This is a genomic window from Pseudomonas sp. H2_A10, assembly GCF_054680085.1.
Window position 1 is genome coordinate 2,409,729 of sequence record NZ_CP162821.1, and the last position, 13,980, is coordinate 2,423,708.

At 59.7% G+C, this 13,980-nt stretch carries 12 protein-coding genes, 1 tRNA gene and 1 pseudogene; 5 read left to right on the forward strand and 9 right to left on the reverse strand.

What is annotated here, in order from left to right:
* The first annotated feature begins 224 nt into the window (after positions 1-224).
* Positions 225-314, forward strand: a tRNA-Ser gene (locus tag AB4O23_RS11285).
* A gap of 161 nt (positions 315-475) precedes the next feature.
* A complete protein-coding gene (locus AB4O23_RS11290) occupies positions 476-2,035 on the forward strand; it encodes a sensor domain-containing diguanylate cyclase (protein ID WP_460069801.1) in 1,560 nt (519 codons plus the stop codon).
* A 77-nt stretch (positions 2,036-2,112) separates the two neighbouring features.
* On the opposite strand, the gene AB4O23_RS11295 is transcribed toward AB4O23_RS11290, so the two are convergent.
* Together AB4O23_RS11295 and AB4O23_RS11300 are read right to left on the reverse strand one after the other, a co-directional pair.
* The gene (locus tag AB4O23_RS11295; RefSeq protein ID WP_017527429.1) at positions 2,113-2,691 is read right to left on the reverse strand and encodes a DUF4337 domain-containing protein; all 579 of its coding nucleotides are present in this window, start codon (positions 2,689-2,691) and stop codon (positions 2,113-2,115) included.
* A 57-nt stretch (positions 2,692-2,748) separates the two neighbouring features.
* A pseudogene (locus tag AB4O23_RS11300) lies at positions 2,749-2,880 on the reverse strand (DUF2784 domain-containing protein); the annotation flags it as partial.
* A 144-nt stretch (positions 2,881-3,024) separates the two neighbouring features.
* Here AB4O23_RS11300 and AB4O23_RS11305 point away from each other — a divergent pair.
* Positions 3,025-3,711 carry an HAD-IA family hydrolase gene (locus AB4O23_RS11305; protein ID WP_116079297.1) on the forward strand — a complete coding sequence of 229 codons (687 nt, stop codon included), beginning with the start codon at positions 3,025-3,027 and terminating at the stop codon, positions 3,709-3,711.
* 122 nt (positions 3,712-3,833) lie between these two features.
* Here AB4O23_RS11305 and AB4O23_RS11310 read toward each other — a convergent pair whose 3' ends face one another.
* Positions 3,834-4,580 carry a 3-oxoacyl-ACP reductase family protein gene (locus tag AB4O23_RS11310; RefSeq protein ID WP_460063205.1) on the reverse strand — a complete coding sequence of 249 codons (747 nt, stop codon included), beginning with the start codon at positions 4,578-4,580 and terminating at the stop codon, positions 3,834-3,836.
* Between the two features lie 126 nt (positions 4,581-4,706).
* On the opposite strand from AB4O23_RS11310, the gene AB4O23_RS11315 reads away from it, so the two are divergent.
* Complete coding sequence (locus tag AB4O23_RS11315; RefSeq protein ID WP_065878227.1) at positions 4,707-5,630, forward strand: LysR family transcriptional regulator; 924 nt, start codon at positions 4,707-4,709, stop codon at positions 5,628-5,630.
* Between the two features lie 110 nt (positions 5,631-5,740).
* Here AB4O23_RS11315 and AB4O23_RS11320 read toward each other — a convergent pair whose 3' ends face one another.
* The 3 genes from AB4O23_RS11320 to AB4O23_RS11330 all read right to left on the reverse strand — a co-directional run bounded on the left by AB4O23_RS11320 (position 5,741) and on the right by AB4O23_RS11330 (position 9,209).
* Positions 5,741-6,469 (reverse strand): aspartate/glutamate racemase family protein, encoded by a 729-nt coding sequence (locus tag AB4O23_RS11320; protein ID WP_017527434.1) that lies wholly within the window; start codon positions 6,467-6,469, stop codon positions 5,741-5,743.
* A 13-nt stretch (positions 6,470-6,482) separates the two neighbouring features.
* Complete coding sequence (locus AB4O23_RS11325) at positions 6,483-8,006, reverse strand: NCS1 family nucleobase:cation symporter-1 (RefSeq protein WP_460063208.1); 1,524 nt, start codon at positions 8,004-8,006, stop codon at positions 6,483-6,485.
* Positions 8,007-8,474: 468 nt separating this feature from the next.
* Complete coding sequence (locus AB4O23_RS11330; protein ID WP_065878221.1) at positions 8,475-9,209, reverse strand: phosphoadenylyl-sulfate reductase; 735 nt, start codon at positions 9,207-9,209, stop codon at positions 8,475-8,477.
* A gap of 149 nt (positions 9,210-9,358) precedes the next feature.
* Between AB4O23_RS11330 and thrH the strand changes: the two genes are divergently transcribed.
* Positions 9,359-9,976, forward strand: coding sequence for a bifunctional phosphoserine phosphatase/homoserine phosphotransferase ThrH (gene thrH / locus AB4O23_RS11335; RefSeq protein WP_017527437.1), 618 nt, complete (start codon positions 9,359-9,361; stop codon positions 9,974-9,976).
* Positions 9,977-10,014: 38 nt separating this feature from the next.
* Here thrH and pabB read toward each other — a convergent pair whose 3' ends face one another.
* The 3 genes from pabB to rloB all read right to left on the reverse strand — a co-directional run bounded on the left by pabB (position 10,015) and on the right by rloB (position 13,975).
* Positions 10,015-11,358, reverse strand: coding sequence for an aminodeoxychorismate synthase component I (gene pabB, locus AB4O23_RS11340; protein WP_017527438.1), 1,344 nt, complete (start codon positions 11,356-11,358; stop codon positions 10,015-10,017).
* Positions 11,359-11,456: 98 nt separating this feature from the next.
* Positions 11,457-12,443 carry an alpha-L-glutamate ligase-like protein gene (locus AB4O23_RS11345; RefSeq protein ID WP_017527439.1) on the reverse strand — a complete coding sequence of 329 codons (987 nt, stop codon included), beginning with the start codon at positions 12,441-12,443 and terminating at the stop codon, positions 11,457-11,459.
* Positions 12,443-13,975 (reverse strand): osmotic stress tolerance membrane protein RloB, encoded by a 1,533-nt coding sequence (rloB, locus tag AB4O23_RS11350; RefSeq protein ID WP_017527440.1) that lies wholly within the window; start codon positions 13,973-13,975, stop codon positions 12,443-12,445. Before rloB ends, AB4O23_RS11345 begins: the two co-directional genes overlap by 1 nt.
* Positions 13,976-13,980: the final 5 nt, after the last annotated feature.

Genomic DNA, 13,980 nt, shown 5'->3' on the forward strand with positions numbered 1-13,980 from the left:
GGCTTTTCACTCAACCCCGCCCGCAAAAGGCCTGCCGCAGGGCGTAGTACCCAGCCTAGACCCTCTTTAACCTGCCCGAGATTGGCACAATCACCACCCCGTACCGGGGCGAATCCGGCATACCCGCCTAAGCGCATGAAAATTCTGAAAAAAACCTTTGCCATCAGCAAGGCTTTCGACTACATTAGCGCGCCTCGACAGACTGAACTGGTTTGACGAGATACGGTGAAGTGTCCGAGTGGCTTAAGGAGCACGCCTGGAAAGTGTGTATACAAGAAATTGTATCGAGAGTTCGAATCTCTCCTTCACCGCCACATTAAGTAAACACAAACCCCCGGTTTTCTAGCGAAAGCCGGGGGTTTGTGGTTTCTGGCGTTTGTAAAAAACAGGCACGACCCCTGCGGGCTGGCTCTCAGGACAGTGCATACTTGTTCGAAATCTTTGGTAACTCTCCCGCCCCAGCCGGACTGCGTAAATGACCACCCGACCGGAGCCCAAGCTCAACCTTCGCACTCTGATCCTTATTTTTGTCCTGCTCTCTGCGGTCGCAACCCTGGCCAACAGTTTCTGGGTGATGTTCAAGATTCGTAAGCAGGAATTGATTGAGAACGCGCTGGAGGTCAACAAAGCCTATGCCTATAGAATCGCCACGAGTGTCGAGCAGGTATTGCGCTCCGACCTCGATAAGTTGAAGTACGCTTCAGCCGCCATTGGCAAAACGTTTGACGACAAGCGCTATCTGACAGAAGAAACTCAGCGCCTGCTTGGGCAGGATGCCAGTTTCAACTCCGTACTTATCGCCGATGCCACCGGAACCATTATCGCGTCAGCCCCCGAGAGCCTCGCGCTCAATGGCCGTACCCTGCAACACAAGGAACCGCTCAGCCTTCGCGCGCCGATCATCAGCAATGCCTTTGAGTCCATCGCGGGTAATCTGGTGGTGTTTATCTCCCAGCCCGTGTTCGATGGGAAAGGTCAGTATCTGGGCGTTATAGGGGGCAGTGTCCGACTTGAGCAGAGGAATACACTCCAGGCATTGATGGACACCAATGTGCGCCGGGATGGCGCGCATGTTTACTTGATCGATAGCTCACGCCGGGTGCTTTATCACAACGATCCCGAGCAAATCGGCAACATTGTCGCAAAGGGTTCGATCGCCGACGCCGCGCTCAGTCAAGACGCGGGTACGTTGCAGGCAGCGGATGAAAATGGCGTGGAAATGCTCGCGGGGTTCGCCAAGGTAGCCAGCAGCGGTTGGGGAGTGATTTCGCAGCAGCCACTCGACAACATACACGCGCTCCTGCGCCAGACCATGGTCAAGGTTGCACAAGGGATAGCGCCCCTTGCGCTGTTCGGAATCCTCCTGATCTGGTGGTTGGGGGCAAGGATCTCAGCGCCGCTGTCCAAGCTCGCCGACTGCGCCAAACGGTTGGATACGCCTGACAGCTACGAGCGGATCAGTGCAGTCCCGGCGCACTATTTCGAAAGCTGGCAGATTCGCAGGGCGCTGCTATTGGGTGCCAGCCTGCTACAGGAAAAAATCGGCAAGCTGAACCAGCAAGCCCAAACCGATGCATTGACAGGCTTGGCCAATCGTCGAGCGATGCAGGACATTCTGTCGCGTTGGCAGGACGCCGATAAAATGTTCGCCGTCGTTTCCGTGGACATCGATCACTTCAAGCGCGTCAACGACACGTTTGGCCATGCTGTGGGGGATCACACATTGCGGGCCATCGCGGCGCTCATGCAGCAGAATTCACGCTCCAACGACTTGGCCTGCCGGGTCGGGGGAGAGGAGTTCGTACTGCTATTGCCCAACAGTTCGCTTCAGGCCGCAGCCGACGTCGCCGAGCGACTACGATGCTCGATTGCGGCAGCGGATATCGACACAGTCGGGCACATCACCGTCTCGCTTGGCGTGGCGCTTTGGCACCCCGCAAGTGAACCGATCTCTGCCGTGCTTGAGAGGGCTGACCGGTTGTTGTACCAAGCCAAGCAAGAAGGGCGTAATCGGGTCGTGGTGGAGCAGGCCTGAAGGGGCCTCGCAGCCGAGGTCAAAACCCGGGAAGGGTTGGCCTCGTCATGCTGGGTACGCAGCTGTCCAGCCTCATGCTAAAGATGCAACCACGCCAAACTTCCTAACACCACGGCTACCCCTGCCGCCGTATACGCCAAGCGTTTCAACCACTCCTTTCTTGTCAGCAACGTAATCGCCGCCAGCGAAATTGCGATCTGAATCGCGGTCATTGCCTGGGCCCAGCGGTGATGCTGGTGCAGGGCCTGTTCGGATTTTTCATCCCATTGCCGAGACGTGGCCTCAAGTTTCTCCGCTTGTTTGCGCACGTCTTCCTTCTGGTTTTTGTAGCGTTCGCTCTCGTCCTTGTAATGCGCGGCGTCCACGCCGGGAATATGCATGGCCAGTTCCGCCAGGTTCTGTCGGCTGGATTTGGCCTGGTAGTAATTCCACTGGTTGGCGGCTTCGGTCTTGAAGATGGCGGCGTTGTTCTTATCCATCGCCGCTTCGCTTTCGGTGGAGCCGGCCTGGTAGCTGAGCATGGCGCCGAGGGTGGCCATCAGTGCTGTCATGACGGCAATGCGGCTGGCGAAATTGTCCCCGCGGGCGTGGGCATGTTCGGTGGTGTGTTCGAGATGTTTTTCGTGGGGGCTGGGGACTTCGAAGGCTTCGGACATGGCGGCGGCTATGAAGGGGCTGAGGGACTGTGATTCTTCACCACCGCAGCTGTCTACAGCCTGTCGATAACGTCGGATCAGCCGCGTGTACACCGCGATATTGATCGCCAGCACCACCGCGCCCAGCACCCACTGGATTTGCGGCGTCAGCCCGGCCGGGTAGATCAAGGTGAGGATGTAGTGTTCGACAGCATGAGGCTGTCGGCGGCGAGACGGTAGAGCATGGCGGGCACTTCAGAAAGGCGAGGCGCACAGTCTAAAGGGTTGCTCGCAGGTAAGCGCGGCCGCTATTGTGCTGAATCCATTTAGTCCTTCCTCCCAGGATCTGTTGTGATGAATGCACCGCGTACCGCTGCTCCGATCAAGGCTGTGATTTTCGATATGGACGGGTTGTTGCTGGATACTGAAGGCATCTACACCGAAGTCACGCAGATCATTGCCGAGCGTTATGGTCGTACCTATGACTGGGGGATCAAGCAGCACATCATTGGGCGCGGGGCACAGGACCTGGCGGATTATGTGGTCAAGGCGTTGAATCTACCGATCACCCCGGCGCAGTTTCTGGAAATCCGTGAGCCGCTGATGAGCGAGCGCTTCCCCAAGGCCCTGGGCATGCCCGGTGCCGAGGCGCTGGTGCGGCACTTGAAGGCGCACAATATTCCGATTGCCGTGGGCACCAGTTCGTCGCGCAATTCGTTTGGCCACAAGACCACGCTGCACCGCGAGTGGTTTGGCTTGTTCGACACGATCGTGACCGCTGACGACCCGGAAGTCGGTGCTGCCAAACCTGCGCCGGATATCTTCCTCACCGCTGCCCGCCGCCTGGGCGTGGCGCCCGAAGATTGCCTGGTGTTCGAAGACTCGCCGTTTGGCGTCACCGCTGCCAAGGCGGCCCATATGACCGCCATCGCCGTGCCCGATGAAGCCATGGCCGACAGCAAGTACCAGCATGCCGACCAGATCATCCGCAAACTCGCGGACTTTGACCTGGCTGCGTACGGCCTGCCGCCCCTCTCCTGAACCTGTCGGTCAAAATGTGGGGGCAGGCTCCCGATGGCGGTGTGACAGTTGGTATCGTTATTGACTGAACCACCACCATCGGCAGTACGCCCCACATTGGGTTTTGCATTTCTGCAGAAAACCTATGCGCTGAACCCGCCATCGATGGTCAGGCTGGCGCCAGTGATGTAGCCGGCTTCCGGGCCTGCGAGGTAAGCCACAAAGCTGGCGATTTCCTCTACGTGGCCATAACGCCCCACCGCCATCAAATTCATCAAGCTTGCCGCGAACTCAGTGTTCGCCGGGTTCATATCGGTGTCCACCGGCCCAGGCTGCACGTTATTGATGGTAATACCCCGTGGCCCCAGATCCCGCGCCAAGCCCTTGGTCAATCCCATCAGCGCGGCCTTGCTCATGGCATACGGCCCGCCACCGCCAAACGGCATGCGCTCGGCATTGGTGCTGCCGATATTGATCACCCGGCCACCTTCGCCCATATGCCGGGCCGCTTCCTGGGTGGCGATAAACACGCTGCGTACGTTGATCGCCAGGGTCTGGTCGAAGTCTTCCAGTTTGAAATCTTCCAGCGGGGCGATGGCCAGCACGCCGGCGTTGTTCACCAGGATATCCAGGCGCCCAAAAGCGGCGACGGTGGCGTTGACGGCGTTGCGAATCGCGCTGGCATCGGCGCTGTCGGCCTGAATCGCCAGGGCTTTGCCGCCTTCGTTGATCACGCTGTTCTGCAATTCTTCAGCCTTGGCGGCTGAGCTCACGTAAGTAAAGGCGACGGCTGCGCCTTGTGCTGCAAGACGTTTGACGATGGCGGCGCCGATGCCGCGAGAACCGCCTTGAATCAAGGCGACTTTGCCGCTGAGGTTAGGGGTGGTCATGTCGATCTCCTGGCTGTGCAAGGCCCAATGCCTTGTTGTTGGATCCGAGTATCGACCCCGCCCACCCCAACCGGTAGACCGTGATTGCTATAGTCTGTGTAAACCAAAAGTTTAGAGTATGGTCTTATGGAGAGCTTTGGCAGTATCGAATGCTTCGTACGCAGCGCCGAAGGTGGCAGCTTTGCCGAAGCCGCGCGCCACCTGAGCCTGACGCCGGCGGCGGTGGGCAAAAGCGTGGCCAAGCTGGAAGTGCGCCTGGGTGTGCGGTTGTTCCAGCGCAGCACGCGCCGTCTCGCGCTGACCGAGGCCGGCAAGCTGTTCCTCGAAGAGGTCAGCGCCAGCCTCATCACCATCCAGAATGCCGTGGCCAACCTGGCCAGCGCCGAGGGGCGGCCGGTGGGCACGCTCAAGGTCAGCATGGGCACGGTGTTCGGCAATCGCTATGTGGTGCCTTTGCTTGGCGCGTTCATGCAACGTTTTCCGGATATCCGCCCGGACTGGCATTTCGATAATCGCCAAGTCGACCTGATCGGCCAGGGCTTTGATGCCGCCATCGGCGGTGGTTTCGAACTGCCCCAGGGTGTGGTGGCGCGCAAGTTGACCCCGGCGCACCGGGTGCTGGTGGCCTCGCCGGATTACCTGGCGAAGCGCCCGCCGGTGTCGGTGCCTGAGGATTTGGCACGTTGCACCGGCATCCTCATCCGTTCACCGCAAACCGGCCGTGTGCGTTCCTGGCAATTGACCAGCATCGAGCGCGACCACAGCCCGTTGGTGCTCAAGCCCGGCATGACCATGAGCGACTCCGAAGCCGCCTGCTGCGCCAGCGCCCAGGGCCTGGGCATCGCCCTGGTCAGCATGCCGATGGCCGTGCCGTTCCTCGACAGCGGCGCGGTGGTTCGGGTGTTGCCCGATTGGTATGTGGATGACGGCAATATCTCCATCTACTACGCCGAGCATAAATTGCTGCCCGGCAAGACCCGGGCGTTTGTGGATTTCATCATCGAGCAGTTCGCCGAGCAGAACTTGGGCCAGAGGTTCAGCGCACTCTAAGGCCAGGCTCAGTTCAAAGCGTGTGTGGGGGCGTGCCCCGATAGCAGTGGGTCAGTCATCCATCAGCCAGCTGACACCCTCGCATCGGGAGCAAGCCCCCACATTCGATCTCAACGGCCGAACGTGCCCGGCCAGCCCATGATCTTTTTAGGCCTTGGCGTCGCATAAGTCCGAATTTTGGACGTCGACAGCCCCAACCGCACCAACGATTCGGCAATCGTCACCGCCGCCGTCACCCCATCCACCACCGGCACGCCGGTGCGCTGGCGAATTTTTTCGTCCAACCCGGCCATGCCGCCGCAGCCCAGGCAGATCACTTCGGCCTTGTCTTCCCCAATGGCCAGCTCCGCCTGGCGCACAATGGCTTCCATGGCGGCCAGCGGGTTTTCTTCCAATTCCAGCACAGCCATGCCGCTGGCCCGCACCGAGGCGCAGCGTTGGTACAGGCCGGCGAGCTTCAGGCGGTCTTCAATCAGCGGCACCGTGCGGTCCAGGGTGGTCACCACCGAATAAGCGTGGCCCAGGAACATGGCGGTGCTGGCGGCGGCTTCGGTGATATCCACCACCGGCACGTTCAACAATTCCTGCAAGCCTTCGCGGCCATGTTCGCCGTAGCCGGCCTGGATCACTGCGTCGAATGGCTGGTCGTAAGCCATGACCCGGTCCATCACAGCGATGGCCGCCAGGTAGCTTTCGAAATTGCCCTCCACCGACTCGGCGCCAAAGTACGGGGTGAGCCCGACGATTTCGGTGCCCGGCGCCGCCACGGCCCGCGCTTGCTGGGCGATGGTGTCGGTGATGGAGGCGGTGGTGTTGACGTTGACCACGAGGATACGCATGGAATGTCCTTGATTAATGACTGACGTTATCGACTGCAATGCTTTCGCCGCTGACATCGGCGTAAAACGGTTCGCGCTTGGCGATCAGCAGGTACAGCACCCCTGCAATACCGGCGCCAAACAGCCAGGAAAACGGCGAGACGCTGGCAAAACCCGGCAACAGCGCCAGCAGGATGGCGATCACCGCCGCAGGAATAAACGCCGCGACGGCACGTAAATTGACCCCACGGCTGTAGTGATAAACGCCTTTCGGATCTTCGCTGTACAACTGCGGTACATCCACCTGGCTTTTACGGATCAGCCAGTAATCAACCATGATCACCCCGTACAGCGGCCCCAGCAGCGCGCCCAGGCCGGAGAGGAAATACACAATCACCAAGGGGCTGTTGTAGAGGTTCCACGGCAGGATCAACACCGCCACGGTGGCGCTGATCAACCCGGCACGCCGAAAGTTCAGGTACTTGGGCGCCAGGTTGCTCAGCACAAAGGCCGGGGCGACGAAATTGGCCATGATGTTCACCGCCACGGTGACAATCAGGAACGCCAGGCAACCCAGCACGAGAAAGAAGGTGTTGGGGATGGCCGCGATGATTTCGGTGGGGCTTTCGATCACTCGGCCATTGAGCTGAAATTGCCCGCCGCACAGCAGCACGGTGATGGCGGCGAACACCAGGATGTTCACCGGCAGGCCCCAGAAATTACCGACCTGTATGGTTCTGCGGCACGGTGAAGAGCGGGCGAAATCACAGAAGTTGAGGATCAGCGTGCCGTAGATCGCCAACCACAGCGCGCCGCCGGCAAAGATATTGCGCCACATCTCGCCGCCGCTCAGGGGTTCGCGGATCGACCAGGCAATATTGCCGCCCGCCTGGAAGTACATCCAGCCGGTCAAGGCAGCCATCGTTGCCAGGATCACCGGCCCGGCGAAGCCTTCGTAGCGCCGCACCATCTCCATGCCGTAGGCCAGGATCACCAGTTGCACGAACCAGATCGCCACAAAACACACCCAACCCAGGGTGGATAAGCCCAGGATCGCGTTGTGGTCATACTCGGCAAAGCCTGGATGAATTGCCGTCAGCAGCACGCGGAAAACCACCGATGCCAGGTAGGTCTGGATACCAAACCAGGCAATCGCAATCACCGCACGGATCAGCGCCGGAAGCTGCGCGCCATGAATACCGAAACTGATACGGCTGATCACCGGGAACGGCACCCCGGTCTTCTGGCCCATATACCCCGACAGGTTCATGAAGAAGTACACCAGCGCCGCGCCGATCCCCAGGGACAGCAGGATTTGCCAACCGCCCAGGCCCAGCGCATACAGGCCGATGGCGAACGAATAATTGGCGATGTTGTGCACGTCATTGGTCCACAGCGCAAAAATGCTATAGCGCCCCCAACGCCGGCCTTCCACCTTGGTAGGCGCCAGGTCCTTGTTGTGCAGGCGTGGGCTGAGTACCAGCGGGCCGGCGGCCTCGGGGTTCAAGGCTGAAGAGGGCAGATCCAGTGCGAGGTCATTCGAGAGGCTAGTACGCATTCCGGCAGGCTCCAGCACATCTGCAGCAAAGCGGCGGATGGCAAAGTGTATGTAGGTTTTGTATTTATTGTATACAAAGCACTTTTCACCTTAAGCCACATGCGTGCCAGTTTTGGATCTATGAAAACCCTGGCTAATTTCGTTTTAATAGGGGATCTAAATAACTGGCTGAATTTAAAGATTTATAAATTGACCGATTGAACAGTTATTTATTTTTAAGGTGTAAGCGTGGGGTTCAACGAGACAGACGATAGTCGGGGGCAGGTGTTACGTTATGGTGCGTCTGAATAAGAATTGCACACATAAATGGCACCAATGGTTACATTTGTGTGTACATTTCAAGCCTAAATACAAAACAAATGTGGGAGGGGGCTTGCCTCCGATAGCGGTGTTTCAGTCAAACATACGCTGACTGACAGACCGCTATCGGGGCAAGCCCCCTCCCACATTTTCCAACCGCGTCAACCCTCACGCCTTGCTGATGATGTTCCCCGCGTGCAGCCCGCATTCCTTCTGCGTGGCCTCTTCCCACCACCAGCGGCCTTCGCGCTCATGTTGGTTGGGCAACACCGGCCGGGTGCATGGCTCGCAGCCGATGCTGATAAAGCCGCGCTCATGCAGGCTGTTGTAGGGCAGTTCCAGCATGCGGATATAACCCCAGATCTCTTCGCTGGTCATTTGCGCCAACGGGTTGAACTTGTACAGGGTGCGTTCCGGGGTGGAAAAGGCTGTGTCGATCTCCAGCACCGCCACCTGGCTGCGGGTGCCGGGGCTCTGGTCGCGGCGTTGGCCGGTGGCCCAGGCGCTCACGCCGGACAATTTGCGGCGCAGCGGTTCGATCTTGCGCACGCCGCAGCATTCGCCATGGCCATCCTTGTAGAAGCTGAACAGGCCCTTTTCCTTGACGAACGGCTCCAGCTTGCTCTGGTCCGGCGAGATCAGTTCGATGTCGATTTTGTAGAACTCGCGTACCTGCTCGATAAATCGGTAGGTCTCCGGATGCAGGCGGCCGGTGTCGAGGCTGAACACCTTGACGTTCTTGTTCAGCTTCCAGGCCATGTCCACCAGCACCACGTCCTCGGCACCGCTGAAAGAGATCCACAGGTCATCGCCGAACTGGCTGAACGCCAGCTTGAGAATGTCCTGGGCGGATTTGTTGGCATAGGTCGTGGCGAGTTCAACGACGTCGAAGGCTTGGTTCATCAGGACGGTTCCTACAGGTCAGTGGCGCTGAGCGCTCTCTAGGTGGGCGATGGTAACAAAATCCGCTCTGCGTTGCGGCGGCGAGCTTGAATCGCTAGAGTTCGGCAGTCGTTTTGCCCGCTCAACCAATAAATCCAATGGAGTGTCTTGTGGAAATTGCCTGTCTTGACCTGGAAGGGGTGCTGGTTCCGGAAATCTGGATCGCCTTCGCCGAAAAAACCGGTATCCAATCCCTGCGGGCCACCACCCGCGACATTCCCGACTACGACGTGCTGATGCAGCAACGTCTGCGCATCCTCGACGAACACGGGCTCAAGCTTGCCGACATACAGGCCGTGATCGCCACGCTCAAGCCGCTGGAAGGCGCCATCGAGTTCGTCAATTGGCTGCGCGAGCGCTTCCAGGTGGTGATCCTGTCCGACACGTTCTACGAGTTCTCCCAGCCGCTGATGCGCCAACTGGGCTTCCCGACCTTGCTTTGCCACCGTCTGATCACCGATGAAAATGACCGGGTGATCAGCTACCAACTGCGCCAGAAAGACCCCAAGCGCCAGTCGGTGCTGGCGTTCAAGAGCCTGTACTACCGCGTGATCGCCGCCGGCGATTCCTACAACGACACCACCATGCTGGGCGAAGCCGACCGTGGGATTCTGTTCCACGCGCCGGAGAATGTGATTCGCGAGTTCCCGCAGTTCCCAGCGGTGCATACGTTTGAGGATTTGAAGCGGGAGTTCATCAAGGCTTCGAATCGGACGTTGAGCCTGTAAGTCATTCAGTTGATGCCCAAAGCCACGAGGGTCGTGCGTTACAAACTTTCCAAGGTTTGTAACAGCACCCGTACCTTGGTCAGCGACTCCTGATACTCCGCCTCCCACTGCGAATCCGCCACGATCCCGCCTCCGCCCCAGCAGCACACCTGGCCATCCTTGACCAGCAAAGTGCGGATGGCGATGGAGCTGTCCATCTCGCCGCGCACGTCCAGGTACACCAGGGAGCCGCAATACAAGCCGCGTCGCGTCGGCTCCAGTTCGTCGATGATCTGCATTGCGCGGATCTTCGGCGCACCGGTAATGGACCCGCCGGGGAAGCTGCCGGCGATCAGGTCGAGGGCGTCTTTGTTGTCGGCCAACTCGCCGATAACGCTGCTGACCAGGTGATGCACGTTGGGGTAGCTTTCCAGGCTGAACAACTCCGGCACGCTCACCGAGCCGGTGCGACAGGTGCGGCCGAGGTCGTTGCGCAGCAGGTCGACAATCATCAGGTTTTCGGCGCGATCCTTGGGGCTGGCCAGCAGTTCGGCGGCGTGGGCGGCGTCTTGTTCAGGCGTTGCGCCGCGTGGCCGCGTGCCTTTGATCGGGCGGGTTTCAACCTGGCCCTCGCTGACCCTGACGAAGCGTTCCGGTGACAAGCTCAGCACCGCGCCGGCATCCGGCAGGCTCTGGAAACCGGAAAAAGGCGTTGGGCAGGCTGCGCGCAAGGCGCAATAAGCCGCCCATGGATCACCGATGCACGGCGCGCGAAAACGCTGGGCAAAGTTGACCTGGTAGCAGTCACCGGCCTGGATGTAATCCTGAATGCGCACGATGGCCTGGTGGTAAGCCTCAGGGGTCAGGTCCGACTTCATTGGCCCCTTCAGCGCGAACGGCGCCGTGGTCTCGGCCGTCGGTTGACTGAACAGCGCGATCAAGCGTTGCCGCTCGCTGTCAGCCAGCGCCGGGTGGAACACCAGTTGACTGGTTTGCACCTGGTGATCACTGATCAGCGCCCAGGCATACAAACCGAAGCGCGCGTCCGGCAGGTGCAAGTCATCCACCGCCAGGTGCGGCATTTGCTCCAGGTGTCGGCCAAAGTCATAGCTCAGGTAGCCGATCAAACCACCGACAAACGGCAAGGTGTAACCGTGGGGCAGGCTGGCGTTACCCAACTGAGTCAGGTTTTTACGCAAACGCTGCAGGAAATCGCTGCCGCTTTCGTCGGGCTCCACCGCCAAGGTCGCCTCGGGCCAGGCGCTGAGCAGGTCATAACGCCCGCGCTCGGCCACCGGCCGGCCGCTGTCGAGTAGCACCGCGCCGGGCGCATGGCGAATCGCCGCAAAATACTCGGCGGGGTTGGCCCGGTAGGGCAGCGGGTGTACGGAACAGGTCGACATGCGGGGTGGATCAGCCAAGGCGCGGGGGAGGGGATTGTAGTCCCCCGTAGGATTTGCTCCTAGAGGGGATGTCGGGGATAGACAGTTCGAAGGCCGGATCAACCTTCGACGGGCGGAATATGCCCAAACATTTCCTGTACGAACTTCACTCGTTCTTCCACCGTTTCCGTCACGCCGGCAGCTTTCAGCGCTTCCAATCGGGCCTCCACCGCATGGGTGCGCAGGGTCAGCCCACAGTCGTTGGCGATCTGGATATTCAGCCCCGGCCGTGCATTCAGCTCCAGGATCAGCGGGCCTTTTTCCTGGTCCAGCACCATGTCCACGCCGATATAGCCCAACCCGCACAGCTCGTAGCAGCCCGCGGCGAGCTTCATGAAACCGTCCCAGTTGGGCAACTGCACGCCGTCCACCGCGTTGGTGGTGTCGGGGTGCTTGGTAATGATGTTATTCAGCCAGGTGCCACGCAGGGTCAGGCCGGTGGCCAGGTCCACGCCCACGCCGATCGCGCCCTGGTGCAGGTTGGCCTTGCCGCCGGACTGGCGGGTCGGCAAGCGCAGCATGGCCATCACCGGGTAGCCCATCAGCACAATGATGCGGATATCCGGTACGCCTTCGTAACTGATGCTTTTGAAGATCTGGTCGGGCACCACGCGGTATTCGATCAGCGCACGGTCACGGTGGCCGCCCAGGGAGTACAGGCCGGTGAGGATGCTGGAGATCTGATGTTCGATCTCTTCATGGCTGATGATTTTGCCGGACACCGTGCGATAGCGCCCTTCAAAGCGGTCGGCCACGACGAGGATGCCATCCCCGCCGGCACCCTGGGCCGGCTTGATCACGAAGTCGCTGCGCCCGGCGATAATTTCGTCGAGCTTGTCGATTTCCTTTTCGGTGGAGATCACCCCGTACATTTGCGGCACATGGATGCCGGCGGCGATCGCGCGTTCCTTGGTGATGATTTTGTCATCCACGATCGGGTACAGGCTGCGCTTGTTGTACTTGAGCACGTAGTCGGCGTTACGCCGGTTGATGCCCATAATCCCCCGCGCTTCGAGGGCTTTCCAGGTCTTCCAGAAGCCGAACATTACGAGTCAGCCTTGAGGAAGGCCTTGAAGCGCACCAGTTCGGTCAGGCGATAGCCGCGATAACGCCCCATGGCCAGCATGAAGCCCACCAGGATCAGCAGGATCGCCGGGAAGGTGAACACGAAGTAGATCAACTCCGGCACGCTCATGATGATGTGCGCCAGGGACGCGGCGAACAGCGTACCAATCGCCACCTTCATCGCATGGCCACCGCCGCGTTCTTCCCAGGTAATCGACAGGCGTTCGATGGTCATGGTCAGGATCACCATCGGGAACAGTGCCACGGAGAGGCCGCGTTCCAGGCCCAGCTTATGGCTGAACAGGCTGATGGCCGCGATCAGTACCACCACGAACGTCAGCACCACCGACAGCCTCGGCAGCATCTGCAGCTTCAAATGTTCAAGGTACGACCTGAGCGACAGCCCCAGCGCGGTGATCACCGTAAACAGCATGATCCCGAAGCCCAACTGCGTTTCGCGGAACGCCAGGGCGATCAACACCGGGGTGAACGTGCCCAGGGTCTGCAGGCCGATCAGGTTACGCAGGATCAGAATCACCAGCACGCCGATCGGGATCATCACCATGATCATGAAGGTCTGCTGGGTTTGCAGCGGCAAGCCATACAGCGAGTATTCGAGGAAATTGGCGTCGGTGTTTTCGTCGGTCAGCTTGGCCAGGCGAATGGCGTTCATTTCGCTGTTGTTGAGGCTGAAGGTGACCATGGCTTTCTTGCCGCCATCGACGGTGATCAGGTTTTCATCGCCGGTCCACCACAGCAGGCGGTCGGCGGGCAGGCCCTGTTCGCCGGTTTCCGGGTTGAAATACAGCCAGTCATTGCCATTGAAGCTGCGCAGCCACAGTTCCGGGGTTTGCGGTTGGTCGGCGACCAGGCGGATGGTGTGCACCTTTTCCACCGGCACATGGGCGATGGACAACAGCAACTCGACGATCTTGGCCTTGTGCGGCGTCGACGGGTCGCCCGCCAGCAACAACTTCACATTGTCGTCATTGAGGTTGTTGGTGCGCTTGATCGCTTCGGTAATGAAGGTCTCGACGTCGGCCGAATGCTGGCGGATCGGTGCCAGCAGGGCTTCGGCGGCGATTTTTTCCGGGCCTTCCACGGCGATGCTGTCGCGGAAGGTCGGGCCTTTGATCTTGGCTTTTTCGCCGCTGTAACGCTTGGTCAGCACCAGGCGGTAATACAGGGTCTGGTTGCCCTTGGCCCGGCGTGCCGACCAGGTGACCTTGCGGTTACCGTCGATGCGGTTGACGCTGACCCCGTAGTTATTGGAAATGAAACTCTCATTAAGGCTGACGAAGTCGCGGCTCAAGGGGGGCACGAACATCTGGATTTTCACCGGGTCTTTCGGGCTGGCGACGAACTCGACTTTGGCGTCGATGTTCCACAAGTCGTCGGTGGCGTCCTCGGTGACGGGAATGCCCAGCACGAAAATCTGATAGGCGGTGACCGAAATACCCAGCACCACCAGGATGGCGATCAGGATTTTCAGGTGCAGGGTAAGAGAGCGCATTCGGT

Bases quoted from the DNA above. Each gene is read 5' to 3' on its own strand.
- AB4O23_RS11290 (WP_460069801.1), top strand. From the start codon at position 476: ATGACCACCCGACCGGAGCCCAAGCTCAACCTTCGCACTCTGATCCTT.
- AB4O23_RS11295 (WP_017527429.1), bottom strand. From the start codon at position 2,691: ATGTCCGAAGCCTTCGAAGTCCCCAGCCCCCACGAAAAACATCTCGAA.
- AB4O23_RS11305 (WP_116079297.1), top strand. From the start codon at position 3,025: ATGAATGCACCGCGTACCGCTGCTCCGATCAAGGCTGTGATTTTCGAT.
- AB4O23_RS11310 (WP_460063205.1), bottom strand. From the start codon at position 4,580: ATGACCACCCCTAACCTCAGCGGCAAAGTCGCCTTGATTCAAGGCGGT.
- AB4O23_RS11315 (WP_065878227.1), top strand. From the start codon at position 4,707: ATGGAGAGCTTTGGCAGTATCGAATGCTTCGTACGCAGCGCCGAAGGT.
- AB4O23_RS11320 (WP_017527434.1), bottom strand. From the start codon at position 6,469: ATGCGTATCCTCGTGGTCAACGTCAACACCACCGCCTCCATCACCGAC.
- AB4O23_RS11325 (WP_460063208.1), bottom strand. From the start codon at position 8,006: ATGCGTACTAGCCTCTCGAATGACCTCGCACTGGATCTGCCCTCTTCA.
- AB4O23_RS11330 (WP_065878221.1), bottom strand. From the start codon at position 9,209: ATGAACCAAGCCTTCGACGTCGTTGAACTCGCCACGACCTATGCCAAC.
- pabB (WP_017527438.1), bottom strand. From the start codon at position 11,358: ATGTCGACCTGTTCCGTACACCCGCTGCCCTACCGGGCCAACCCCGCC.
- AB4O23_RS11345 (WP_017527439.1), bottom strand. From the start codon at position 12,443: ATGTTCGGCTTCTGGAAGACCTGGAAAGCCCTCGAAGCGCGGGGGATT.
- rloB (WP_017527440.1), bottom strand. From the start codon at position 13,975: ATGCGCTCTCTTACCCTGCACCTGAAAATCCTGATCGCCATCCTGGTG.